The sequence below is a fragment of the Micromonospora sp. ABR4_055 genome (assembly GCF_056160425.1).
Genome location: NZ_JBSWXD010000042.1, coordinates 1 through 26,372, shown reverse-complemented (window position 1 = coordinate 26,372; position 26,372 = coordinate 1). Strand labels below are relative to the sequence as shown.

The following is a 26,372-nucleotide window of genomic DNA, read 5'->3' as shown; positions in this document are numbered from 1 at the left end:
ACACTCCCAATGAGAATGTCAAGATTGGCTGCAGAGGATCTGGTCAAGTCAGAAGTCGTCGTCTTCAACCGAGATTTGTGCTCCCAGCGCCTGGGCCTTCGCTTGCATCTGCCCTTGGTCACCTTCGGCTGTCACCAGCGTCAGGTCGAGGCTCAGTAGCTGATGGTCTGCGGAGTTCGCGGCGTCGATGACCTTCGCGAGTTCCTTGAGTAGCTGCCACGCTTGGTCTCTGGCATCGGCACCGGTGATGCTGCGGTTGGCCAGCTGGACCCGGTACCGCTTGTATACGGTAGGCCCCGCCGGCCCCGCCGGTGGCGGGCTGTCGCTGGGTTTCTGGTCGCTCGGGGAATCAGAGGTACCACCACCCCCGGACGTCCCTGCCGAACCCGGCACACCCGTGCCGGTGGGGGTCGCGGGCCCGGGTTGCGCGGGCGACGGTTCTTCTACCCGTCGGCGAAGAACTTGGCTGATCGAATTGATGGATATCTGCCCAGGTCCGTTGATCGACAGCCGGTTGCCGTCGGCATCGATGAGTTCCCAGCCATCGGCCAGCAACGCGAACAGCGCCCGTCGGATCTCATCGGTCGAGGTCACCAGCGGGAATGAGGGGTTCTTGTAGAACGACTGCACGATCTCACGGGGGGTGAGTGAGCGGTCGAACCCCTCTAGGAGCGCGGCGACGTATCCGGCCGACAGCGCGGTGGGCAGGGTGGCGCGGCCGGCCTCGACGAGGGCGTTCCAGACGTGGCCGCCGTTGAGAGCCGTCCTGGTGTCGTCGTCGAATCGCTTGAATTCGACATGAAGTTCGCCTGCCCGGACTAGGTAGGCGTAATGCTGGTAGGCGCGCTGGATGTCTCGGCGTAGCTTCGACAGGGCGTCGTCATGCTTGCTGCGGGCTTCGCGCAGCTCGTCTTCGGTGTCGTCGGTGAGTTGCTTGATGACCTCTCGCCAGGCCAGAACTTCGGCGGCGCGTTTGGACGCGATGTCGCGGCGCTGGGTGTTCACGGAGGCGACCACGCAGCTGGCGGCGTTGTCGATTCGCAGCGAATGCTCACCGAGTCCGAGCAGGGCCGTGATGTCGTCGCGGCTGGCCGAGTCGCGGCCGTTCAACAGGGTCCATCGGCGGGGATCCAGCAGTACGAGCCTGTTCTCCGCGCTGTCGGTGCCTTCGAAAATCTTGTCGAGTGGCGTTTGGTCGCGTGACGGCTTGTCGATGGGCAGAAGGCTGTCGAACGTGCCCTTGGTGGCGAGGCGTTGCGCTTCTTGCCAGACCAGCTCTCCTCGCGCGGCCGATGACACCAGTGCCATCGCCGCGGTGAAGTACATCCGTAGGGTCTGTTTGATGGATAGATGCCAGCGGGCTGGGGCGTTCGTCGGTGTGGTGACTTCCAGCGCGCCGAGGCCGTCGTCACCGGTCAGCTTGTTGAATACCTCGTCTGCCGCAGGGTAGGGCACGGCGGCTTCGGCCGGGCCGAAGATCGCGGCGAGCAGTTCGGGTTTGGTGGCGCCGCGCCGCCCCTGCGGCCGGCCGACGATCGAGTAGCAGAGCAGCGCGGTGGCCATGCGGACCGCCGGTGCCGCCTGGGCGATGGCCACGCCGTCGCGGCGCAACGCCGCGTCGACCACCACTGCTCGCCCTGTCTTGCCGTCTCTACTGGTGATGTCGGTGCTGGCCACCGCTCGATAGCCCTGGATCGCACGATCGTTGCCGAGCAGCAGTCCGGAGGACAGCAGTTGTTCGAGCGCTACCGCGAGCGGGATGTCACCGACGCCGATCAGTGGCGGGGCCCAGCGGCCCGCCTGGTGTTCGGTGACCCAGTGCAGCGCGGTCCGCGCGAAGATCGCGACGGTGGACCGCACACGCTGGAAGCCGGAGACCTGCGACCATTCCTCGCGGACCAGTCGCATCAGTTCTGGGTGGAACGGATAGCTGCCGGCGGTGCGTTCCTCGAAGCCGGCCAGGCCACGGTTCGGGCCCAGCTTGTCGAAGACCTTGTCGCGCCAGGCTGATTCCGCTGCGGCCACGTACCGCTGCGCGATGCCGCGGATGGGCAGCTCGGCGCCGGGCAGCTCGAACAGCCTCCGGCGGATGATCGCGGAGAAGTCCTGTGCCTCGGTGACGGCGACGGTCTGGCCGTTCCGGACCAGCCGGGCGGCGACGTAGTCGCGGAAGTCCAGGGCTTGCGGCGGATAGCCACGTTCGTCGAGTTCCGAGCGGATCATGACCACGACGAAGGCGACCTGGGGCACGTCGTCGCAGGCGTCCATCAGCGCGTTCAGGAACGCTTTTTCGCCGGGCATCGAGTTGATGTGGGCGACGTCCGACAGGGCGAGGACGTAGTCCATGAGCTCGTCGAGCAGGATCAGCACTGGCCGGCCGCTCTCGGTCAGCGCGTGCTGGATGGTTCCCTTGTTCGGTCCGGCGGCGACATGCCGCTTGTAGCTGTCCATGTCGCCGCCGACCAACGACCAGATGAACCGTTCGAACAGGTTGGTCGCCGGCCCGAACACCTCGTTGGTGCTGCCAGGGCTGAAATAGTCCGCAGTCAGGGTGACCACCCGGGCACCGCCGAGGTCGAGGCCCTCGGTGCCTCTGGTCGCTTCCTCACGGACCCGCTGGCCCAGCTCAGTGGTGAAGAACTCCGCCGGATTGTTGGCCATGTGGTAGAGGCCGACCAGGGCGTGGCTCTTCCCGCCGCCCATGCCCTGGTCGAGGTGAAACAGCGCCGGGGCGTCTGCGGTGGTGCCGAGCCGACGCGCGACGCGTGCGAAGAAGCCGACGAGGTTGGGGGTCGGTTCGGTGATGTCGCCGTAGTACGCGACCCGGCGGTACGGGACATCGACAGTCTGGTAGACGGCCTTGTGTAGGCTCATCTGGAGTTCGCCGATGGAGCCGTCCGAGGCTTGGACCTCGGGCCGAAGTTGGAGAACGTCTGCCCAATGAGGAGTTGCGGCGTTTGTGGTCAAGATAGATCCTCGTCGAGGGGTAGCGTCAGCTGTGCGTGAGCGTCTGCTTGCGCGGCGGCGACATATTGAACCATGGTGCTGATGGTTCCCGCGTTCCGCTGGACTGCGGTCAGTGCCTTTCCGACGGTGTCGTTGGCCGGCAGCTGCCGCACCAGCTCCGCCACGACCGCCCACACGTGAGGGTCGGCCGCCTGCCGCCCAGCCCTGGCCAATACACCCGCGACCGCCTCGGTGCCACCTTCGGCCCAGGCATCCGCCATCGCCCGCACGACATCGAAGGTCGAGGACTGATCATTCACCGTGTCCGGCGGATCGAAGCTCAGCTTGAAGCCGCTCTTAGTCTCGACCAGCATGGAGTTGCGGATGTCCTCCAGCCGCAGGTTGTCCACTTGAGCGAGGAATCGAGCTTCGCCCTTCGGAACATCGGTCCGTCCATACAGGCGTTGCCAGAAGACGGCGAGCCGTGTCGGCGGGTCGAAGGTTTCCAAGGGTAGCTCGTCAAGCTTGAGTGCCGTGGCGTCACGGACCGAGGTTCTCGCCAAAGTCAGGTAGCGATCGAGGCTGGTCTGTTCGCCGTTGGGCAGCATGACCGAACTGTATCGGCCGTACACCTCCATCGCCGGCCCGTACGCGGCCATCAGCTGGTCGGTCAGCGCAAGGCCGTCGACGTCCCACTGCCGCACCGCCTTCTTGACTGCCGTGGCGACCTCACGATCGACCTGCGCGGCCGTGGCGACGGGCCGACGTGGAGTAGCGACGCGGCAGCCGATGGTGACCGTAACCTTGATGCTGGCGACCCCGGTGTTCGAGGTCTCCGTGCGTGACGGCCAGGCGCTGGTCACGACGAAGCCGGCGTCGTGCAGTGCCCCGAGCAGTCGCAGCCACGCGTCAGGGTCGGAATGCCCGAAGACGACGACCAGATGACCGTCCGGACGCAGGACACGTCGTGCCTCGTGGAAAGCCCTCGACAGGGATCGCTCATAGAACTCGCGGTCGTGCCGGACACCTCCGTTGAAGACGCGCCGGACGATGATCTCATCGTCTTTGTTCTGCAGGGTAGGGGCGATGGTGGTGCCGACGGGTTCGGCGAACAGATCGGGCTGGATGTCGATCAGCGCTCGGCGGAGCCAGACATAGAAGTAGTCGGAGGCATCGGAATACTCGATCATGTCGTAGTAGGGCGGGTCGGTGATCACCGCGTCTACCGAGCCATCGCGAAAGGGCAGTGTCATGGCGTTGGCTCGCCGCAGACGGGCCGGTTTGCCTCGCTTACCGCGAAGGTGTGCGACCAGCGGGGTCATCCCGGTGTCCGTCAGGCCTGACCAAGTTCCAGGTCCTTCGCCGATTCCGGCTTCGAAGAAGTCGAACTGGAAGGCCAGACTGGCTTCGTTGGAGAAGATGTGGTCGATCTGTACACGGTTCTGCCCGGTCCCGTCGGCCTTCCCGTGGGCGCGCAGTTTCGCCCCTCGCGTCGCGTGTTTGAGCATACGCATGAGCGTGGCACTCGCGAAGGCTGCCAGAGCATTCGCGTAGTCGGGCGAGATTCCGGAGTCCAGCAGTTCCTTATGGCATCCGCGAATCTGCGATGCTAGCGTTCCGAACAGCAGCGCCTGTCGAGCGCACATCAGGCTTCCGTAGTTGGTGTACCCGTACCCGCTTGCCTGCACGGTGTGGACGTTGCCCGGTGGAATTCCCTCATCCGGAACGCCGGAAAGCCCGACGGCCGCAGGCAGTTCGTCGGGAGAGGCTTTCAGTGCGGCTTCCCGCTCTTCCGAGCGGAGTGTTCTAAAGAGTTTCTTGGTACCCCGCTCCTTGGCCGAAAAGTCGGCCGCGAGTAACGGCTCATCCACGTACTGCCCTGCGGCACCTTTGGCTTTGACGGTTTCTAGGCTGTGTACGTGGTTGCAGAACGGGCAGCGGGCGCTCTTGTTCTTCTTGCCAGCGGAGGCGTAGGTGGGTTGCGATTCGGCGGTTCCGTCTTCGACCGTGATATGCCACCGGTCGCCGTCGATGTGCAGCCTCATCGACTGGCCACGATCATTGGTTCGCTTATACGGGTGACGAAGCGCGAGGCTCCCAATGAGCGGGAAGCGTCGCCGGCATTGGTCGCAAGGTATGGAGACCGTCCACAGGTACCCCCACGGGCGGCGGCCGTCAGGATTGGGCGGGTAATGTTGCGCGAGCACCTTCTGGGTGCGGTGCTGGATCTCCTGATGCACCCGGCGAACGTCCACCGCAAGTCGATCAACGTCGGGAAAGTCGAGTTGTCCAGTGTCCGTCGCGAACGGCAGTGGTGGCTCAGCTGACCAGTCCCGCAGTGGCCAGTCCGCGAGTAGCCGACCGGCCAGTGTCGCGACCGGGCTCAAGTCCGCGCCCACCGCCGTCGCCCCGACGCGTGCGGCTTCCAGGGGGATGATTCCTCGTCCCGAGAAGACATCGACGACCACGGGGGGACGGCCGCCGTAGTTGTCGATGATCTGCTTGGACAGGTACTCGAAGGCATCCGCGTTGCCCTGGCGTACCGCCGTTTCGATCCAATCCCGGAGAGAGTCATCACAGGGCAGCAGGCTCGTCAGGACGGCGGCCCGCGCCTGGGCGATCGGCCGGGACGCGAACCACGGGAAGATCGCTTTCTCGCTTCGCCCGGAGCCGGCGGGAGTACCGACGGCGGCGTCGACGGCGGCGCAAGGGAACCACTGGTCGATGAGGCGGGCACGCACATCGGATGTGCCACTGTCGGTCGAAGGCCGGTCGTCGGGGCTCACTGATCTTCCTCCATCAGCCGTTTCAGGTCGGCCACCTTTATCTGAAACCGCTCGATACGTCGTAGCCCGTTAGCCAGTTGCGCCGCCGGGTCCTGCGCACGGATAACGATCTTGGGTGCTTCGGCGCAGTTGACGACGACGTAAAGCCAGTAGTCCGAGCCGCGCTGCTGCGCTTGGGCCCACTCGTGCTGCTCGAGCCAGACCGCGCGCAGACCGGTATGAAAACCTTTGACTTCGATCAGTCGCTGTTCACCGCCGGTGCGGTGGCGGGCGAACAGGTCGTAACCGACACCGGCGGTCTGCCGGTCGTCAACGTCAAAGCCGAGTCGTTCCAACTCCTGCAGCACCGTCGTCACGGCGACGCGTTCGCTGTCCGGGTCGTATCCGAGCTCGCTGGTGCGGGCACCGCCGGACACGCGCGCCCATCCCGCCAGGCGTGCGGCGGTTCCGGTGACCTTGCCGATGTCTTCCAACCGCCGGACCCGGCCTGCTTTCAAGATCTCGAACTGTTCGCGGCGCTCGCGGCGAATCGGAGCCGGAAGTTCGTCGATCTCATCGAGGTAGCGATATTCGACCAGGTCCAGTTGTTGGCGCGCTTTGTCGACCCACGCGGCACGTTCGGCCCGCTGCCGTTCAATCTCCCGGGTAAGGGCGGACTGTGCCTGCACGAGCCCGTCGCTGCGCATCGCCGGGGTCAGCGTGCCCGCTGATACCGCAGGCCGTTCGTCTGGCAGTAGCGTCATCAACGATTCCCAGGCGACCTCGAAGGCGCCCGCTCCGGAGAATCGGATTAGAAGGGGAGTCTTGCGGCGGTAGCGTCGCAGGCCGTCGTGCGCTTCGACCTCGGCGTCGTAGAGCAACAGCGTGTAGCTGGTCAGCGCAGCCGAGTCGATCAGGTGGGTGCCGCGGACCAGCTCGGTCTCGCCGTGGCTGAGCGCGAGGTCGACGAGTTCGGCGAATGGTTCCTCGGTTGGACCGAGCACGACCACGTCATCCAAGCCGCGGGCGCCGTCGTTGATCGCCTGCCGCACCGATGCCCCGTCGGCGGCTACCAGGCGGCTGGTGGAGCCGCCGAGCGCTGCGGGCAGCGGAACCGCACAGGTGACCTCCCGAATGCCTCTGGCGGGGCCTGGGCCGAGTTGCCAGCCGTACGAGCGGGCGAGCTGGTCCAGGAATGCGTCGACGATGACCGGGTTGATGGCCTCCAGCCGGTCCGCGCGGAATCGGGCCATCGCGGCCGCGGTGTTCGCCGGGGTGTGCAGGCGGTCTTCGTCGGCGACCAGCTCGCGAGCCGCAGAGAAAAGTTCGTCTGCGTTGGGCATCGCCACTTGCGTGGCGGTGCCGGCCTGCTGGGCTTCCACGAGCGCGCGGCCGTAGTCGAACCCGGCGCGGGCGGCGGTCGCGTCGAGTAGGTCGAAGATCCGGCCGCCGAGCGCTTCGCCGGCGCTCTCCAGGTTCTGGAGCATGACCTCCTGGACACGGCCTTCACGGGTGTTCGGTGCGACCAGGTGATAGATGTGCACGGGGTGTTTCTGGCCGATGCGGTGCAGGCGGCCCATTCGCTGTTCGAGCCGGACCAGCGACCACGGGACGTCCCAGTTGATCATCACGTTGGCGCTTTGCAGGTCGATGCCCTCGCCGCCGGCGTCGGTGCTGACCAGGACCTGGAAGTCACCGTCCAGGAAGCGTTGCTGCAGCTGGTCGCGGTCGCGGTGGCCGACGGCTCCCTCCAGCCTTTCGACCGTGTAGCCGGCGGCGTCGAACATCGCTGCGAGCCAGCGGGCGGTGTCGGCGAACTCGGTGAAGACGAGTAGCTGGCCGTCTCCCGGGCCGATTCCATGCCTGGCCATCAGGTCATTGGCCAGCTTCCATTTGGTCGGGCTGTCGGCCTGGTCTGCCAGACGCAACGTGGCGAGCACGGATTCGATGCGTTCGAGTTCGCCGTGCTTGTCCTTGCTGCGGGCGGCGACGATCACGTCTTCGGCCCGCTGCCAGGCCTCGTCGTCCGCGACTTCCAGGTGCAGCGACGCATCGTCGCCGACGAACTCATCGGGGACGGCGGCGTCGGTACGGGTGTTTGCGGGCCGGCGCAAAGCTTGCTCACGGCGGCGAATGGTCTCAGTTGCTGCCGTGACGGAGGACGCGGCCCGCTTGCCGTAGATGGAGCGGGCCAGGGTCGCGTTCTCCCCGTAGAACGCGTCGACGTAGTCCATCACCGCGTTGTAGGCAGCGTCCTCGGCGGAAGTCAGCCTGACCGACACCGTCTCGGCGTAGCGGGGCGGGAAGAGCGGCAGACCTTCCAGATCCTTCAGTTCTTCCTTCATCCGGCGGAGGAAGGACAGCGTGCTGGGACGCAGCGCGGTCTCGTAGTCGCTCTGCCGTGGATCCCAGGGATACAGGGTCGGGTCCAGCAGGTTAAGCAGGCCGCGGAAGAAGTGCTCCTTGCCGCGGTGCGGCGTGGCGGTCAGCAGCAACAGGTGGTGGGTGCGCGCGCCGAGTTCGCGGGCTGCCGTGAGGTACTGCGATGTCGGGGTGAGCCGGTGTGCCTCGTCAAAGACGGCGAGCGACCATGAGGCGCGGGCACCGGAGACCTTGCGGCGCACATCGCTGTTGTAGGTGTAGAGGTCTACCGACACGACCCAGACGTTGACGCGCGGGTCGAGGTCTTTGGGGTCACGGGCGAGTTCGGGGGTGAGCCGATCAGCTTCGACTGCGAAGTACCGGCGCAGGTCGCGGCGCCACTTTTCGACCAGGTGGGCCGGGACGACGATGATGGTACGGCCGGGGATGAGACCGCGTCGGGCGCCTTCGGCCAGGTACATCCCAGTCATGATCGTTTTGCCCGTGCCGGGTTCGTCGGCGAGCAAGAACCGTAGGCGTGGCTGGGCCAGCATGTGGGTGAAGACAGCTTCATCCTGGTGGGCGTATGGCCGTAGCGGCCGGGTCGCCAGCACGGCGGACCGGATGCGCGGGACCGCGTACTGCATCCACCGTCCCCACAAGCCCGTCAGGGCTCGTTCGGGATGGCCGCCGGCGTCGTTGACGGGTACGAGCGCGCGGTGCAGATCCGCTTCGTCCAGGGATGCCTCGCCCAGGCTGCCGTCGCCGCGCCGGAAAACCAGGTCGGTGCCGCTGTGCGTAGGCGTGGCTGCCAAGATGGTGACAAGCTGCCCGTCGATGGTCAGCTGCACTCCCGGCTCAGGTACCGCACTCGACCGTGTAGCGGACACGGCACCTCCCCGTCACCACATCCGGCGCCACGGGCCGAAGACGCTCCGCACCGCCTGATCGACGGCCCGTCAGCATACCTGAGCTCACTGGACCTATGGCAGACCGACAGACTGTCGGCGGCCAGTGAGTTCACCGGCCACCGACACACGCGCCGGCCTCATTCAACGCCCGCACTTAGTCGAGCTTGCTGGTCGGCTCGATGATCCTGACCAGCACCAACGCCTTGAACACCTCATCGCGGCCAGCGGCCCCGGCGAATCCCAGCATCTTGTAACCGCGGCCCTACGCGCCGAGCAGATGCCCGGCCCGCGACGACGTGATCGGCAACGGGGCGCCGCCGTTGGCCGGCTGGTCCGGCAGACGCTGGTCCAACTCGCCGCGCCCGGCGGCGAGCCGCTGCCCGGCCACCGCCTTGTGCAGCACCAGGTCCGTCTCGGTGTGCGCCGACCCGTGCTCGAGATCCCGCGAACCGCGACGCTGCAAGTGCACAATCTGCACCGCACGCGCCCCGACGCTGTCCTCACCGTCCGCACGTACGCCACGCCGATACCCTAGAACCCGGCCCGTATAGCACGCCTCCCAACACAACACCCCAGGTCACAGCCCCGCAGGTCCCGGAACCGACCAACCTTGAGTCAAGTCGGGTCGCTGCGAAGCTTCGCGTTGTCAGCTCGGGGTCTTCCCTACGTCGGCGGGGTCGACATGGGATGACTGCTGACCTGGCTCGGTGTCCTGCCCACGCACGTGGGGTGTTCCGCGCCTGTTCAAGTTGAGCTACCCCCGCTTTGCTGGTGTCGTCAGGACGCGGAGAGTCACCGTGGCGTTGTGATCAGCGGTGGCGGCCAAGTGCGGCGAATGCAGCCGCCATCAGCAGGTCCTGGCATACCTGGTCGGGGTCCTGCGTACCGTCGACAGGGACAGCGCCGAGCCGCCGCCAGGTCGCGACGAACGCCTGGTAGCTGGCCATCGCGGTGGCCAGTGAGTCACTGGCCCGCCAGACCCCGCCGCTCTGTTCGACGTCAGTCAACCGCCTCCGCATCGTGGTCTGGTCGATTTCCAGCAGCAGACAGGCGTCGAACCGGTCTCTGAGCTCGGAGGCGTTGGCGGCCTGGCCACACAGCCACAGCGTCTGTACACCGTCACGGCGGGCGGTGGAGATGATCTCGTCGAGTCGGTCCGGGTTCCACGTTCGCCGAAGTGGCGGCGGCGAGGAGCTGTTGTCCTGACGGCCGGGCTGCGGGTCCTGAGGACCGTCGGGGTGTGGCCAGGAGCAGGTGCTGTCGTCGTCCAGGCTGATGCTGGTGTGGCCCCAGTCGGACAGCTTGTGCGCGGCGGTCGACTTGCCGGCTGCCGGCACGCCGGTCACCAGGAGCACCAACACGGATCCACTTTCGCATGCCCGGTCGACCTGCGATGCACCTCGGCCGCCCCGGCGTCGCTGCGGGTAACGCTCCGGACACGAATCGGGGCACTTGTCGTCCTCGCGTGGTGCGCGGCCGCTCTTTCCTGCCGGGGAGTTCAGGGCTGACGGAAGTGGTTTCGAGAAGGAGGAGTGCAGGTGCGCCACATGTTACTGGGGGCGGCAGATCCTGGGTGGACCGCGGTGTCGACGTCGCGCCGCGGTATGCGATCCGGCGCCTCCACAGGTGTTGCCGGTGAGCGGCGGTTCGCCGGATGAGTCTCTCGCGTGAGGTGGACGAGCAGTTCACAGCGTTCTTCCGGCGGTGGCGGGATCCGTTGCGGCGGGCGGTGGTGGCATGGACGGGGGATCGGTTTCTCGCCGATGACGTGGTGCAGGAGGTCATGTTGGTGGTGCGTCGCTACTGGGGCCGTTACGAACGTCCGGAGGTGCTGATGTACCGGTTGGCACGTCAGCAGCTGACTCGTGAGGGTGCCCGGATGGAGTCGTTGGAGGCGTGCCGTGGCGAGGTGGAGCGGATCCCGGCGGGCGAGGGCGGTCGGGATCTGGCCGCGCACGTGGATGTGCTGCGGGCGGTGCGGATGTTGCCGCCGCGTCAGCGGGAAGTGATCGTGTTGACGCAGGTGTGTGATCTTGACGTCGGGGCTGTCGCCGAGATCCTCGGTATCGGTGAGTCGACGGTCAAGACTCACCGGTCGCGGGGTCTGCGCAGGCTGCAGGAGTTGTTGTCGGGACGGCTGACCGTCGTTGACCGGGCGGGAGGTGGGTTGGCGTGAGCATCGGTGATGTGGTGCGGCAGGCGGTGGACGCGGTGGACGCGCGACGGCCGGTCGGTGATGTGGAGGACGAGGCGGCCGCGTTGTTGGACCGGTACCGCCAGCGTGCCGCCGACCCGAGGGAACGGTTGTTCATGGAGTTGCAGGCGGCGGACGCCGAGTTGGGCGTGGCCGCGTACCTGTTGGGGGTTCATCTGCAGGTTCATGATCATCCGGATGCGTTGCGGTGGTTGCGGTTGGCGGCGGAGCGGGATGTGGCGGACGCTGCGGCACGGCTGGCCTTGTTGTATGAGCTGCGGTCGGTGGTGGAGGCGAACTGTGGCCGCGGCGAGGGCGGGGCGGATCTGGACGCCGCGCGGCGGTGGGCGACGGCGGCTGCGTCGGCGGGGTATCCGGGCCAGGGCGATCGGCTGGATGATCCGGCGGCGCCGGTGTGCTGTGCGCGCGTCGAGTCGGCCGCGGCGGTCCGGGAGGCTGAGCAGGTCCGCGCTGAGGCCGCGCGGGAGCGGGACCGGATGGCGCGTCAGGCGCGGGCGGATGCCCAGTTGGTGGTGGACGTCGCTCGGGCTGAGGTCGGTGAGCTGGCGCGACGGTACGCCGAACTTGAGGTGCGGTTGCTGCAGCTGAGACGGGTGGTCTACGACCTGGCGGCGATCACGCCGGCGCGGCCGCGTGGTCTCGCGTGGAGCCGGAGGCATCGGGCGGCGCGGCGGGTGGCCGCAGCACGTTCGAGTGATGATTTTTGGGAGTCGCTGCTGGATGAGGTCCGGGAGCGCGCCGTGACGGCGGGCTGTGAGCACCTGCTGCGTCCGTTGGTGGCTCGGATCATGATGATGGTCGACGAACCGTCGACACCGGCGGGGTCGCGCTCCGGTCTGGACCGCCGAGAAGTGTCGGCGAGGGGCAACCGGAGGAAGCGGGTGGTGCTGCGTCCGCGGACAGGTTGAGGATTTCCCGCGCCGATACCCATTTGTGAATGCTGATCATATTTAAATCGCCGGCCAAAGTGTTCCGATCCTATCGGCGTGTCTCGATCAAATATCTTGCTATGCGAATCTTCCTCGTCTTGCCTAATGCAACTTGCAGCCAGCAAGGGAAGTCGCAGGTCAGCGACGATCGCTGTTGGCCTGGCCCGGATGTGGCGTGTTGGTCCATGGTGAGGCGGGGTCAGGGTGGCCCGAAATGGCCTCGGAAATCACAGAAGGCGATGGTCCTTCGTGGTTTGATCCTGGCGGCCGAACATGTGGCCGTGTAGTGCGGGACGGCATCCGTTGCGGCGGATGCCGTCCCTGTGCCTTCCCCCGGTTGTGTAGAGAGGAAAGGGAACCGTGAAGTTAGCAAGTAGGTGGCCAAGATCCAAGGCGCGCGGCAAGGCCCGCCGTGGGCGGGGTGTCAACCTGGGTGACGTGGCTGCGGTCCTTGGCGGCGTGGCAGCGGTGATCTCCGCGGTCGCCACAGCCCTGGCCGTGTTCCGCCAGTAGCCCAGCGGAGCGTCCGGGTGCGGAGCCGGTGCTCGGCCGACTCCACACCCGGACGCCGAGGTCGCCCACGTACGGTTTTGATCACGCGGTGGCCGAGGCACGCCGCCTCGGTAATGGCTGAGCTGGACCCGCGACGAAAGAGGTCGATGGCTCCTGGCGGGGCTGCCCACGGGTGGCTGAACTCGGTCGAGGGTGTCGCTCGCCGTCGCCGGTTGTGTTTGGCGCCCTCATGGTGCCGGCAAAGGTCGTCCGCCTCCCGGACGCGGTCGATCCCTTCGGCGACCGCGACCAGCGTTCGCACGGCAAGCGGATGGCAACTCGCCCGCAGCGTCGCAGCACGGCGGGCTGGCTGTGGTGACGGCCAGGGCGACGGCGTGGGTGTAGCGAGCAGGTAGGGCCCTACCGCCCCGAGGAGTACGGCAGGCCAGCTGGCGGCGCCGAGCAGGGCGGCGAGGGGACGTCTCCCATTCCCGTGGTGCCTGCGGCCACGGCGAGGATGAGGTGTCCGAGGCCGAGCCCACCACCGGCGGTGAGCGCGGTGATCAGCGGCTCGGGTCGGCGGACGATCGCGGCGCGGGCCTGCCTTTTGGAGACCAGCCTAGAGCGGTCAGCACGCGAGTCGGAACGCAGGCGTTTGGACGAGGCTGGGGTGATCCCCGCGCGAGCCGAACCGGCCACGGCCGGGTCGCCTGCTCGCCGTGCACGTGGGGGTGTTTCCGCTTCAGGGCCTGACGGACGTGGTGAGGGTCAACGTGTGGAGTGACGTGAGTAAGTGATTCATGTTTGACTGGCTGGTATGCCTGCGGGAACGCGCCTGAGTATCGATGTTGGTCGGGCTGGTGTGGTGGCGGTTGTTTCGGGCCCGGAGGGTGGTTGGACGCCGGTGCTGTTTGATGGCGGGCCGGTGTTGTCGGGTGTGGCGGTGGCTGAGGACGGGTCGTTGGTGACGGGGCGGGAGGCGTGGCGGGTCGCGTCGGCGTTTCCGGAGCGGTTGGTGGCGGCACCGGTGGCCGATAGCGGGCCGGTGACGGTGGGTGAGGCGACGGTGGAGTCGGTTGATGTGATGGCTGCGTTGTTGCGGCGGGTGTCTGATGAGGCGGGTCGGGTGGTGGGTGGGTCGGTGGGTGAGGTGTGTTTGGTGGTGCCGGCGGGGTGGGGGCCTCGGCGGCGGTTGTGGATGCGTCAGGCGGCGCATCGGGCGGGGTTGGGTCAGCCGTCGTTGGTGGAGGCTCCGGTCGCGGTCGCGCAGCGTGTGGTGTCCGGGGGTACGCAGGTGCCGGTGGGTGCGTTCGTGGTGGTGTGTGATGTGGGTGCGGGGGCGGAGGTGTCGGTGCTGCGGCGGGGTTCGGCGGGGTTCGAGGTGTTGGCGACGTTGGCGGATCCGGACGCGGGTGGTGACGCGCTGGACGGTGGGCTGGTTGACGCGTTGCTGGGCAGTGTCGACGGTGGTGTTTCCGATGGGGCGGGGGGCGGGTGGTCGGTGCGGGTGAGTGTGCGGGCGGCGAAGGAGTCGTTGTCGTGGCTTCCGGCGGTGACGGTGCCGTTGCCGTCCGGGGGTGGGGTGGTGCTGGATGGGGTGTTGTTGGAGCGGGTGGCGGGGCCGGTGGCGGAGCGGGTGGGTCGGTTGACGGTGGAGGCGGTCGCGGCGGCTGATCTGCTGCCGGGTGATGTGGCGGGCGTGTTCTGTGTGGGTGGCACGTCGTTGGTGCCGGTGGTGCCGCGGGTGGTGGGTGAGGCGGTGTCGGTGCCGGCTGTGGTGGTGGAGGATCCGGTGACGGCGGCGGTGCGGGGAGCTGCGGGTGTCGCCGGGTCGGGCGCGTCGCCGGTGGTGGAGGTGCCGGAGGTTCCGTCGGTGCGGCGGGTGGTGGGGATGGCAGTGCCGGGGTTCGTGTCGTTGGTGCTGGTGACCCAGTGCTTGTCGACGGTGGACTGGGCGGGTCCGTTGTTCAGCGGGTCGGTGTTGGTGAACTGGGGTGAGTTGGCGTTGGCGGCGGTGTTGGTGGTGGTGGCGGGGTTGAACGCGGGCACGGTGTTCGGTGCGTTGGCGGCGGCGCGGGGGCCGGTGGGCGGGCGGGTCGGGTCGGTGGGTGGGCAGGTCGGTACGGGGATTCTCGCGGGGTTGTCGTTGGGTGTGGCGGTGGCGGGGTTGTACGCGATCGTGGGGAGTTTGTACCTGGAGGTGGGGGTGGGGCCGTTCCTGCGGTGGACGTTGCTGCCGGTGGCTCCGGTGGCGGTGTGCGCGGTGGCGGCGGCGGTGGTGGCGGCGCGGGGGTGGCGGACGCCGGTGGGTGGGTGGGCGGATTTCCTGGCGTTTCCGAACGGTGCGGTGGTGACGGCGGGGGCGGGTATGTGGTTGGTGCAGTACTCGATGTCGGCGGGCCGGTCGCCGGGTATGGCGGTGTGGATCGATCTGGCGGGTCGGGTGGGTGGCGGGTTGCTGGGCGCGGCGGTGGTGGTGGCGGTGGTGGGTCCGGTCGTGTTGCGGCTGGTGCTGGTGGCGCCGGTGGCGGTGATCGGCGCGGCGATCGTGAGTTGGCGGGCGACGGGCATTCTCGGGGCTGTGTTCGCGGTGGCGGTGGCGGTGTGGTGGCTGCGTCGGTTGTGGACGCGGATCGTGCGGGTTTCGCCGGCGGGGGTGGCGGCCGGGTGAGCGGGGTCGTGCCGGCGTCGGCCCGGGTGGGGTGATCGGTGGTGGGGTGGGCGCGGCGGGTCGTGTCCGTGGTGGTGGTCGGGGTGCTGGTGGTGGCGCCCGCGCTGTGGTTGGCGTGGTTGACGAGGTGGTCGTGGTCTGGTTGGCCGGACAGGGAGGGGTTGGCGCGGTGGGCGGCGGATCCGCTGACGTCGGGGACGGTCGCGGCGGCGGCGGTGGTCGGGGGATGGCTGTTGTGGTTTCTGGTCGTCGCGGTGGTGCTGCTGCGGGTGCTGGTCCGGGTGCGGGCGGTCGCCGGGTGGGTGCGGCGGATGCGGTTGCCGACGCCGTGGCAGGCGACGGCCACCGGGCTGGCGGGGGTCGCGGTGCTCGGCGCGAACACCGGGCCGGTTCCGGGTGGGGTGACGGATCAGCCGTCGGCGGTGCCGGCCGGGGTCGGCGGGTCCGGTGAGGTGCCGCGGTGGCGGGTGGCTGATCAGCGGGTGGGGGTGACGGTTCCGGGTGGTTGGCTGCCGCGGGGCACGGCGGAGCAGGTGGCGGCGGCGGGGGTGTTGCTGTGGCTGCGGCGTCGCCGGTCGTACCGGCCGGTCGTGCCCGGCCAGCGGCGAAGCGACGAGGATTTGGCGCCGTTGCCGGCGGTGGTCGCGGCCGCCCGGGCCGGGGTCGCCGCCGATGGTGGTGCGGCGGGCGGCGGGGCCGGCACGGCGGCGGAGGGGTGGGCGGTCGACGGGCCGGCCGGTGTGGTGTTTCCCGCCGGTGGGGTGGGTCTGACCGGGCCGGGCGCGGGTGACGCGGCCCGTGGCGTGCTGGTCACGGCGGCGGTGCGGTCGCTGCGTGATCCCGCCGCGGTGGTGCGGGTCGTCACGACCCGGGCCGATTTGGAGGTGTTCCTCGGGGCGGGTGCCGCGGCGCCGGCGGTGGCGGGCGTCCAGGTGGCGTCCACGGTCGCCGACGCGGTCGCTGTCGCGTCGCGGGCCGCCGGCCAGGCGCCGGCCGGCGGGAATGTGGGCGGCGGCGACCGGGTGGTGCTGCTCACCTGCGGACCTGTCGATGACCGTCTCGCGGGGGCGGTGGCCGGTGGTGTCGCCGTGGTCGTGGTGGGCCGGGCTCGGACCGGCGGCGTCTGGGAGGTGGACACGTCGGGGCGGGTGCGGGGTCTGCGGGGTCCTGCTGTCCGGGGGCGGATGTGTGTGCTGGACGTGGCGGCGGCCCGGGACGTCCTCGCGGTGGTCAGCCCACCCGATACTGCCGGCGGCGGTACGGAGGCCGGGTTCGAGCCGGCGCCGCCGGCGTCCGGTGATGCCGGCGACCGGCCGCAGGATCTGGGCCCGGACGGCGGCGGCCCGCCGGCGGACCGGGACGCCGGCGGCGGCCGGTCGGGTGTGGCGGCGCTGCGGCTGCGGCTTCTCGGCGGTGTCGGCTTGTCCGTCCGGGACGCGCCGGTGGCGGTGCGTCGTAGCGCCGCGCTGCAGGTCCTCGTGTTCCTCGCGGTCCATTCCGGCGGTGGCACGGTCCGGGAGCTGGTCGAGGCGATCTGGCCCGGGGTGCCGGCCCACCGGGTCACCGGCCGCCTCTACACCACGGTCAGTGACCTGCGGAGAGCGATCCGGGAGGCTACGGGTGGGGTCGGGGACGGCGGTGTGACCGTGGTGGAACACGTCGACGACCGGTACCGGCTCCATCCGGACCTGGACGTGGACCTGTGGCGGCTGCGTCGGGCGGTGCGGGAGGCGACGACGGCGGTGACCGGCCGGCCGGCGGCGTGGCAGGCGGTGATCGACCTGTACGGCGGGTGCCTCGCCGACGGGTACACCTGGCCGTGGCTCGACACACCGAGGGAGACCGTCCGCCGGGACGTGATCGACGCCCACGTCGCGCTGGCCGACACGCAGACCGACCCGCGTCAGGCGGTGACGCTGCTCGAGGCCGCGATCCGCGTCGACCCCTACAACGAACACCTGCACCGGCGGGCGGCGCACATGTTGACAGCACTCGGCGACGGCGACACCGCCCGCGCCCTGCTCCGCGCCTTCCAAGACCGGCTGGCCGGGGCGGGCCTCGACCCCGCGACCTGACCACCCCAGGGCCGGCACCCCGGCCCGCCCGGGGGTGCCGACGAAGATCGGCCCCCTGCCGCCATCCCGGGACCGGCGGCGCGGCGGTGGTGTGAGCTGGCGTTGTGAGCCGGCGTGAGGTCGTGTGAGGTGCTGTCAGACGCGTGGCCACGTCGTCGGACCGGTCACGGCCATACCGTCGACGGCATCCCCCGTTGACCGCCCTTGGTTCGGCTGCCGCCGCCGACGCCGCAGGCGGTCCCGCGCCCCGTGAACAGGAGCCGCCGTGCCGTGTCGTCCCCGTGCCGTGGTCCGGGTCACCGCCGTGGCCGCCGCCGTCGCCGTGCTGCCCGCCGTCCTGGTCCACCTCGGCGCCACGACGACCGCTCCGGTGTCCATAGCGGCCGTGCGGGCGTGGATCCACCAGCCCCTCACCCCGGGGTTCCTCGCCGCGCTCGGGCTGGCCGCCGCATGGCTGGTGTGGGCGGTGATCGCCACCACCGCCGCGGCCCGGCTGTGCGCCGCCGCGACCCGGCTGGCCCGGTGGCTGCCACCCCTGCGTCTACCCCGGCCCTTGAAGGGCCTGACCGCCGCGGTCCTCGGCGCCTCCGCCGTCACCGCCACCACCGCCGGGGCCGCCCACGCCACCACCCCGGCCTCCACCACCGCCACACCCCCGCAACCCGTCGCAGGCACCATCCGCACGGCCGACCCGCCCACCACCGTCGCCGCCACCGACCACGATGGACCTCGGTCCACTCACACGGTCAGACGCGGCGAGTCCCTGTCCGCGATCGCGGACCGGCGCCTCGGTGACCACGACCGCTGGACCGACATCTACGACCTCAACCGGGGCACCCGGTTCCCCACCGGCGGCACGCTCACCGACCCGGACCTCATCCACCCCGGCTGGGTCCTCGACCTACCCACCACCGTGGCCACACCGCCCGACGACAACCGGCCCCCGCCACCGCCGGCGGTGGACACCCCACCGACACCCGAACCACCGACCCCCACGGCCACACCAGAGACCGGCCCCACCGCCGACACCCCCCGGCCGGACGCCCCAGCCGACAGCACCTGCGACACCACCGACACCGACACCGGGCGGCGGCCCGTCGGAGTGGCACTACCCGACGGAAGCTGGGTCGAGGCCGGACTCGCCGTGGCCCTCGCCGCGACGGCGACGGCCGTCTGGGCACGCCGACGCCGCCACCGCCGGCACGGTAAGGACGCGGCGGCTCTCCCCCGGATGATCCACCAGATCCGCCGCAACCTGCACCGCACGGCCGGCCCCGGCACCACCACCCACGGCGCCGGCGACACCCGGGACCAGACCATCCCGGACCCGGACCTCCCCGACGCCGCCGACCGTACCGGCACCGTCACCGCCCTCGACCCGACGGCCCCGGTGGGCGGGCTGGGCCTGACCGGACCCGGCGCGCGGGCCGCCGCCCGCGGCATGCTCACCGCGGCCCTCACCACCGGGCCCACCCACGTGGTCATGCCGTCCACGACCGCCGCGGCCCTGCTCGGCGACGCCGGGGCCCTGCCCGACACGCCGCGCCTCACCCTCACCGCCAGCCTCGACGCCGCCCTGCGGATCCTCGAGACCCAGCTGATGTCCCGCAGCCGCCTGCTCGACCAGCACGACACCGACACCGTCGCCGACCTGCGACGCTGCGGCCACCCCAGCCCGCCGCCCCTGCTGCTGATCGCCGACGACACCGCCGACGCGAGGACCCGGACCGCCGCGGTCCTCGCCCAGGGCCACCGCCTGGACATCCACGGCGTCGTGCTGACCCCGTGGCCCGACGGCCGCACCCTCGCCGTCGACACCGACGGCACCACCACCAGCGACGACGACGTCAACGGCGGTGGTGGTGGCCGGCTGACCGTCCTCACCACCGCCGACACCATCGACCTGATCCGCACGCTCACCGGGGCACCCACCGATCCGCGACCCTCGGCCGCGGACCCCTCTCACGAGGGCGGCGCGCCGGACCCGAACTCGGGTCCCGCGCCGGCTGACGCCACGACCGTCGACACCCACACCCCCGCGCACCCCGGGCCCACACGCCCCGGGCCTGCGGACGCCGGGCCGGAGGACACCGACGACGACCGCCCGGACACCGGCACACGCCTAGAAGGACACGGCGGCGCCCGACCGGAACCATCCGGCGGCGGCCACGTCAGCGTGCGGCTGCTCGGCGACGCCCGCATCGTCGACATGGACACCACCACACCGCTGCGCGCGAAATCGCTCGAACTGCTCGTCTACCTCGCCGTCCACGACGGCGACGCCACCCAGGACGCGATCCTCGACGACCTGCTCCCCGACGCCCCCCGGTCCCGAGCACCCCACCGCCTCCACACCTACGTGTCCACCCTGCGGAAGACCCTCGCCCGCACCGGCGGGCCCGCCGACCACCTCACCCACGCGGCCAGCCGCTACACCCTGAACCGGCGCATCCTCGACGTCGACCTGTGGCGGCTGCGCGACGCCCTGCGCGACGCCGACCAGGCCACCGACCCCGGCGAACGGCTCACCGCGCTCCGGACCGCCGTCGCCGCCTACCGCGGCGCGCTCGCCGACGGCCACGACTACGAATGGATCGAGGCACACCGTGAGGGCGTCCGCCGCCGCGCCCTCGACGCGCACCTGGCCCTCGCCACCGCGACGCCCGACCCGGCCGAGGCCCTCACCGTCCTCGACACCGCGATCCGCCACGACCCCTACGCCGAACCGCTCTACCAGCAGGCGATGCGCGTCCACGCCGCCCTAGGCCACCCCGACCAGATCCGCACCCTGCGCCGGACCCTGACCCGCCGCCTCGCCGAGATCGACGCCACCCCCGACGACACCACCACCGCCCTCGCCGACCAGCTCACCACCAACCTACGCCGCCGCCCCGCCGCACCCGACCCGCGCGGAGGACACCGATGACCCGCCCGACGACAGCCTCCACCTCCGCCGGTCGCCACGAACCTCCACCCCACCAGCCCGCCGCCGACGGTGTCCGCCCCCGACCCGCCGCCACCCCGGGGTCCGGGCACCCCCGCGTCGCCACCACCGCCGCGGCCGGCCAGCACCCGACGTCGACCCGCGCCACCCGCCGTGACGCCACCGACCGCGACCTCGCCGCCGCCGTCCGGCGCACCACCCACCTGCGCCTGGCCTTCTACGTCATGGTCCTGCTCGTCGCCCTCGTCGGGCAGGTCACCGGAGCCGTCGACACACTCGACATCCCGGCCCTCGTCGCGGTCCCCGCCGTCGCCGCGCTCGAACTCGGCGGCGTCGTGGTGATGGCCAACGCCGACGTCCGCCGCCGACTCGGCGAACGGGCGATCGGCCCCCGACTACTGTCAGCCGTCATCGCCGCCGCCGCCGTCACCTTCAACTGGACCGTCCACCCCGACCACCTCGCCGCAGGCTTCTACGCCGGCATGTCCGCCCTCGGCTACCTCGTCTGGCTCATGCACGCCGGAAACCAGCGCCGCGACCGGCTCCGCGCCACCGGCGACCTGCCACCCACCCCACCCGCCTACGAACTGATCAACCACTGGGCACGCCACCCCGCCGTCACCGCCCGGGCACACACCCTCGCCAAAGCCCACACCCTCGACCTGTACGAGTCCCTGGACGCCGCCCGCGCCGCGATCACCCGCGAACGCCGCGACGCCGCCATCGCCACCGTGCTGCACCGCAAGATCCGCGCCGCCGTCGACACCACCACCGCCGACATCGCCGTCCGCGTGTACGACCTCAACGAAATCGCCGCACGCCTCGCCGCCACCGCCGACTACACCGGACTGACCGCCCTCATCGCCGCCGACCTCACACCAGAACGGATCATCACGACCCACCGCCCCAACCGCCGTCCCTGGACCAAACGGACACACACCGCCGGCACACCCCGCACCTCCGACGCCACGCCACCCGCCGCCACACACGACCGCCAGCGCGGGGCGGAACCACGCAAGGCCCCCGACCCCGGACCAGGCGACAGCGGCCGGCCCCCGGCCGGCAACCACGACACCGCACCCCAGGCCACGGCGGTAACAGACGACAAGACCACCCCGAACCGGGCAAGCCGGAACAGCCACGGCGACAACCACCGCCACCGCGAACCGGACACCGCCGATGGTGACACCCACCACGAACCGGGCCCGCCCCGGACGACAGCCGAGGCGGTCGCCTACTGGCTGGACAGAGAACCGGACCTCGCCCCGGAACTGCTCGCCGAGAAGATCGGCAGATCGCTGCGATCTGTCTACCGGTACCTCCCGCACGACTACCCCCGCCGACCCGGAGTCCCACGCGACCGGACAAGCCAGCACCCGAACCACACGGGACAGCAGGCCCGGACAACCGAGTGACGAACACCGCTGACAGCACGGACGGCGCCAGCCTTCCTTCGTCTGCCTCATCGACGCCGCCGTCGTAGACGTCCACGCTGCGTCGACCGTCCTTACGGGGTGTCGGCGTACGGCTTCGAGTGCAGAGCCGGGTACGCCACCGAGCACACGGCAGCCATTGACATCTACGAGTACGGCTGTGGCTCGCGGCCGAGCTTGCTCTGCGACAAGCAACTACAATCAGTCCTGTTGATCGACCGGCAGCGTCCGGATCTGCCGAGTTGAGTGCGTCCGGTCAAGTTGATGGGACTTCAAAGTTTGGGTGTGGGTTGTGGTTATTGGTTTCGGATTGCTCGGGCGAGTGTGTCGATTTGCGTTTTGTTGTCTTGGTTGTTGCTGAGGTCGAGTGATTTGCGGATTTTTGCGAAGGGTGGAAGGTCGGTGTTGTCGATGAGTACGGGGATGAAGCGATGTCCGGTGGTGTGGGTGCGTTCGAGGAGTGCTGCGTAGTCGGCGCGGACGTCGGGTCGGGTCATGGTGGTGCGGCTGAAGAGGAGGATGCCGTTGGTGGTGCGTTGGAGGGCGTTTTCCTTTTCGATGATTTCGACGAGGCCGATGTCGATCCATTTGGCGAGGAATATGTTGAGTCCGCGTTCTTGTAGTGCGTGGGCGAGTTCCTCGGCCGTGTCCTCGTTGTCGGGGGCGTAGGAGATGAAGGCGTCGTATGTGTCATCTGGGGGGACATGGGTGGGTGCTGCGGTTGGGGCGTGGCGTCTGCGTGGGAGTTTGTCGCGGACGGCGAGGTAGCCGAACCATGCTGCGGCGGCGCCGATGATCGCGCTGATGATCGCGCTGATGATCGCGACGGTGAGGTTCCAGTCCACGGGGGAACGGTAGCGGACGGCGGTTCCCGGATGGTGTGAGGCGGTTGCGGCGTCGTGGAGTCAGGGTGTTGTTGATCGTGGTGGCCGGTGTCGGTGGTCGATGATCGTGTCAGATATGTGTCTGTTCGTTGGAGGCGGTGGCGTTGCCGGTGGTGGCGGGGGTGATGTTGACTGGCGGCCATCGTGGAGTGGAGGTGGTCGTTGGTGGACGACGTGCACCGGTTCGACGTGTTTGTTTCCTATGCTCCGGATGATCTCGCGTGGGTGGAGGTCCTGGTCAGGCGGTTGGAGGGGGCCGGGTTTCGGGTCTTTCTCGATGAGTACGTGATCTCACCTGGTGATGTGATCGTTCATGCGCTGGAGGAGGGGATCCTTACGTCGGCGGCGGGGGTGTTGGTGTGCAGCCCCCGGGCGGTGGCGTCGGCGCGGGTGATGAATCAGTACGCCGCGTTGTACGAGCGGGCCGTGGACGGTGGGCGGCGGTTGGTTCCGGTGTTGTATGAGGATGGGCCGTTGCCGCCGTTTCTCGGCACGCGGCGGTGGGTCGATTTCCGGGGTGTCGACGGGCCGGTGTATGAGGCGCGGGTGCGGGAGTTGGTGCATGCGTTGCGGGAGCAGCCGCCTCCGCGTTCGGAGGTGCCGTCGATGCCGGCGGGGACCGGGGTGCGGCCTGAGGGGGCCAGGTCGGGATTGTTGAGTGTGGGTGCTGATCGGGTCGAGCTGGTCGACCGTGACCGGCGGCGGCGGGTGGAGGGTCCGCTGTCGGGTGCTGCGCTGCGGGGGCTTTCGGCCGAGGTTCGGGCGTTGGGGGAGGCGCGCCGCGCCCGGCCGGAGCTGGTGACGCGTAGCGGCGGGCCTGGTGGGCGGCAGGTGGTGGTGCAGGAGGCGTTGCGGCGGGTCGGTGTGGGTCTCGGGGAGGCGTTCGCTGGCGGGGACGTTGGTCGGGCGTTGTCTGGGCTGGTCACGGACGCGCACGGGCATGGCGCGGAGCTGCGGTTGGCGGTGCACGCGTCCGGGGACGGTGTGGCGGATCTGCCGTGGGAGACGTTGATCGTTGCGGGGGCGGATCGGCCGTTGGCGTTGACGACCGATGTGCAGCCGTACCGGGTCGTCGATCCGGGTGAGGTGGTGCCGGCGGTGGGGGTGTCGGCGCCGTTGCGGATTCTGGTGGTCCTGGCCAGCCCGGAGGATACCGACGGCGCCGCGCTGTTGGATCTGGAGCGGGAACTGGCGGTCATTCTGGACGCGGTGGAGCCGGCACGCCGGACCGCGCGTGCGCATGTGCGGGTGCTGAATCTGGGCACGCTGGAGGATGTGCGTACCGCGTTGACGGTGGAGCGGTTCCACGTGCTGCATATCGGTTGTCATGCCGCGCCGCACGAGTTGATGTTGGAAGACGAGCAGGGGCGGGCGCGTCGGGTTGGCGCGCGGGAGTTGATCGAGGCGATTCCGCCGCAGCGGCGGCCGGCGGTGATCGTGCTGGCGGGTTGTTCGACCGCGTTGTCGGCGCGGGTGTCGGTGGAGGGCAGTAGCCGGGCGTTGCCGGGGTTGGCGCGGGAGTTGTTGGCGGCGGGTGTGCCGCAGGTGGTGGCGATGACCGCGCCGGTGACCGACCGGTATGCCGCGCTGTTCGCGGCCCGGTTCTACCGGGAGTTGGCCTCGGCGCGCGAGCCGATGGTCATCACCGCCGCCGCACAGGCCCGCCGTCTCGTCGAGGCCGACCGGGCAGGGTTGCCGGACGGGCATCCCGATGTGGCGCTGGTGGAGTGGGCCACGCCGGTGGTGTTCGTCCGTGGTGAACCGCTGCCGTTGTACGACGTGTCGGCCGGGGTGCAGGAGATTCCCCCGATGGCGGCGCCGGTGTTACCGGCCGGGGTGCCGCTGCGGGCGGTGGGTGACTTCGTCGGCCGTCGCCGGGAACTACGTGCCATGCTGACGGTGCTGCGTCGGCGGTCGCATCCGGGAGTGCTGGTCCACGGTATCGGCGGGGTCGGCAAGTCCAGCCTGGCCGCCGAACTGCTCCGCGCGGGCGGCGACGACGCCGGGATGATCGTCAGCGTGGTCGGGGCGACGACTGCGGACCAGGTGTTGGACGCTGTCGGGCAGGCCCTGTTCCGCGTCGCCTTGGGCGCGGGCCACTCGGACAGTCATCCTGACCGGTTGTTGGCCGCCTACCTGCGTACCCCGTCGGAGTCGTGGCGGCAGCGGTTGGACACCGCTCTGACGGTGCTGGCCGATCGGCCGGTGACCCTGCTGATCGACAACTTCGAAACCAACCTCGACCCGCGACCGGACGCTCCCGCCGTGCTGCGTGACGAGACCCTCGGCCTGTTCCTGACGGCCTGGATTCGCACACCCGGGGCGCACCGGCTGCTGGTGACCAGCCGGTACCCGTTCCGGCTACCCGACAACGCGCACGCCCGGCTGCACACCCACCATCTGGGTCCGCTGTCGTGGGCCGAGACCCGCAAACTCATCTGGCGGTTGCCCGGCCTCGACGCGTTGACCAGTGCCGAGCAGCGACGCGCGTGGACCGACGTCGGCGGGCACCCCCGCACGCTGGAATACCTCGACGCCCTGCTACGCGGCGGGCAGGCCCGCTTTCCCGACGTCACCGAACGCATGGAGAGCCTGCTCAACGGCAAGGGGATCACCGACCCGGCGCAGTGGACCACCCCGCAGGAGTCTGCCGACACCGTCCCGCCCGACGCCGTCGCGGGGACGGGACGCGGCGTGTTCGGGCGGGCGTTGGCCGAAGCGATCACGCTCACCGTCAACGACGCGCTCCTGGCTGATCTGCTTGGTCTCCTCGACACGGACACCCGCCACCTCCTCATCGGCGCCGCCGTGTACCGGAACCCGGCCAACGACCTTGCCCTGGCCTGGCACACCGCGACACCCGCCCCGCTGCCCGCAGACCCTGACCGTGACAGGCGCCTGGACCGCCTCGCCCGGGACCTCGCCGCCGCCCGGGCGGATAATCGACCGGCCGACATCAACCAGCTCGGGTACGAGCCGGAGCTGTTGGCTGACCTGCAGCGTGATCTGACCGAACTGCGCCGGCCCCCGCTGGCGACCACCAGCCCACCCGCGGCGGCCCTCACCACACTGACCCGCCTTGGTCTGCTCACCCCGATACCCGACAGCGGCGACCACGTTCGGCACGTCGTGCACCGGTGGACCGCCACCGCCCTGGCCCGTCTCCACCCCGACGCCACCCGGCAAGCCCACACCCGCGCCGCCGCCTACCACGACTGGCGCGTCCGACACCATCCCCAGGACCGCCTCGCCGACCTCAACGACCAGATCGAAGCCCGCTACCACCACTACACCGCCGGCGACCTCGACGCCGCCATCAGCCTCAGCTACACCATCCGGGACCAGCTACACACCTGGGGCGCCTGGGACTGGGAAACCACCATCTGCCACGAAACCCTGACCTGGCTCCCCCCGAACAGCTACAACAGCGCCGCCTTCACCCACCAACTCGGCATCCTCGCCCAGCTTCGGGGTGACTATGCCGGGGCGGAGCGCCGCTACCAGCAGTCCCTCACCATCTTCGAGGAGTTGGGCGACCGCGCCGGCATGGCCAACAGCTACCACCAACTCGGCATCATCGCCCAGGACCGGGGTGACTACCCCGAAGCGGAACGCCGCTACCAGCAATCCCTCACCATCTTCGAGGAGTTGGGCAACCGCGCCGGCATGGCCAACAGCTACCACCAACTCGGCATCATCGCCCAGGACCGGGGTGACTACCCCGAAGCGGAACGCCGCTACCAGCA

General features: G+C 69.7%; 13 protein-coding genes. 7 read left to right on the top strand and 6 right to left on the bottom strand.

The window, feature by feature from the left end; all coding sequences use genetic code 11:
- Nucleotides 1-48 precede the first annotated feature (48 nt).
- The 5 genes from ACXAHD_RS12645 to ACXAHD_RS12625 all read right to left on the bottom strand — a co-directional run bounded on the left by ACXAHD_RS12645 (nucleotide 49) and on the right by ACXAHD_RS12625 (nucleotide 10,344).
- Nucleotides 49-2,967: a DUF499 domain-containing protein gene (locus ACXAHD_RS12645; RefSeq protein ID WP_475050658.1), complete on the bottom strand. Its 2,919-nt coding sequence runs from the start codon at nucleotides 2,965-2,967 to the stop codon at nucleotides 49-51.
- Entirely contained in the window at nucleotides 2,964-5,732 is a 2,769-nt protein-coding gene (locus ACXAHD_RS12640; protein WP_475050654.1) for a hypothetical protein, read from the bottom strand. Before ACXAHD_RS12640 ends, ACXAHD_RS12645 begins: the two co-directional genes overlap by 4 nt.
- On the bottom strand, nucleotides 5,729-8,923 hold the full coding sequence (locus ACXAHD_RS12635; protein WP_475050651.1) for a helicase-related protein: 3,195 nt from the start codon (nucleotides 8,921-8,923) through the stop codon (nucleotides 5,729-5,731). The genes ACXAHD_RS12640 and ACXAHD_RS12635 overlap by 4 nt, the downstream gene beginning before the upstream one ends.
- A gap of 322 nt (nucleotides 8,924-9,245) precedes the next feature.
- The gene (locus tag ACXAHD_RS12630; RefSeq protein ID WP_475050648.1) at nucleotides 9,246-9,461 is read right to left on the bottom strand and encodes a hypothetical protein; all 216 of its coding nucleotides are present in this window, start codon (nucleotides 9,459-9,461) and stop codon (nucleotides 9,246-9,248) included.
- Between the two features lie 331 nt (nucleotides 9,462-9,792).
- On the bottom strand, nucleotides 9,793-10,344 hold the full coding sequence (locus ACXAHD_RS12625) for an ATP-binding protein (RefSeq protein WP_475050644.1): 552 nt from the start codon (nucleotides 10,342-10,344) through the stop codon (nucleotides 9,793-9,795).
- 293 nt (nucleotides 10,345-10,637) lie between these two features.
- Between ACXAHD_RS12625 and ACXAHD_RS12620 the strand changes: the two genes are divergently transcribed.
- From ACXAHD_RS12620 to ACXAHD_RS12595, 6 genes are all read left to right on the top strand, one after another.
- Entirely contained in the window at nucleotides 10,638-11,159 is a 522-nt protein-coding gene (locus tag ACXAHD_RS12620) for an RNA polymerase sigma factor (RefSeq protein ID WP_475050640.1), read from the top strand.
- Complete coding sequence (locus tag ACXAHD_RS12615; protein WP_475050635.1) at nucleotides 11,156-12,106, top strand: hypothetical protein; 951 nt, start codon at nucleotides 11,156-11,158, stop codon at nucleotides 12,104-12,106. Before ACXAHD_RS12620 ends, ACXAHD_RS12615 begins: the two co-directional genes overlap by 4 nt.
- A gap of 1,456 nt (nucleotides 12,107-13,562) precedes the next feature.
- Complete coding sequence (locus tag ACXAHD_RS12610; protein WP_475050632.1) at nucleotides 13,563-15,290, top strand: Hsp70 family protein; 1,728 nt, start codon at nucleotides 13,563-13,565, stop codon at nucleotides 15,288-15,290.
- A gap of 41 nt (nucleotides 15,291-15,331) precedes the next feature.
- Complete coding sequence (locus ACXAHD_RS12605; protein ID WP_475050629.1) at nucleotides 15,332-17,365, top strand: BTAD domain-containing putative transcriptional regulator; 2,034 nt, start codon at nucleotides 15,332-15,334, stop codon at nucleotides 17,363-17,365.
- Between the two features lie 265 nt (nucleotides 17,366-17,630).
- Nucleotides 17,631-20,291, top strand: a complete 2,661-nt coding sequence (locus tag ACXAHD_RS12600) for a BTAD domain-containing putative transcriptional regulator (protein WP_475050626.1) — start codon at nucleotides 17,631-17,633, stop codon at nucleotides 20,289-20,291.
- On the top strand, nucleotides 20,288-21,724 hold the full coding sequence (locus tag ACXAHD_RS12595; RefSeq protein ID WP_475050623.1) for a hypothetical protein: 1,437 nt from the start codon (nucleotides 20,288-20,290) through the stop codon (nucleotides 21,722-21,724). The genes ACXAHD_RS12600 and ACXAHD_RS12595 overlap by 4 nt, the downstream gene beginning before the upstream one ends.
- A gap of 314 nt (nucleotides 21,725-22,038) precedes the next feature.
- Here ACXAHD_RS12595 and ACXAHD_RS12590 read toward each other — a convergent pair whose 3' ends face one another.
- Nucleotides 22,039-22,587: a toll/interleukin-1 receptor domain-containing protein gene (locus ACXAHD_RS12590; RefSeq protein WP_475050620.1), complete on the bottom strand. Its 549-nt coding sequence runs from the start codon at nucleotides 22,585-22,587 to the stop codon at nucleotides 22,039-22,041.
- 204 nt (nucleotides 22,588-22,791) lie between these two features.
- Between ACXAHD_RS12590 and ACXAHD_RS12585 the strand changes: the two genes are divergently transcribed.
- Nucleotides 22,792-26,372, top strand: a 3,581-nt coding sequence (locus ACXAHD_RS12585) for a tetratricopeptide repeat protein (protein WP_475050616.1), incomplete at its 3' end; no start/stop codon positions are given.

Bases quoted from the DNA above. Each gene is read 5' to 3' on its own strand.
- ACXAHD_RS12595 (WP_475050623.1), top strand. From the start codon at position 20,288: ATGACCCGCCCGACGACAGCCTCCACCTCCGCCGGTCGCCACGAACCT.
- ACXAHD_RS12620 (WP_475050640.1), top strand. From the start codon at position 10,638: ATGAGTCTCTCGCGTGAGGTGGACGAGCAGTTCACAGCGTTCTTCCGG.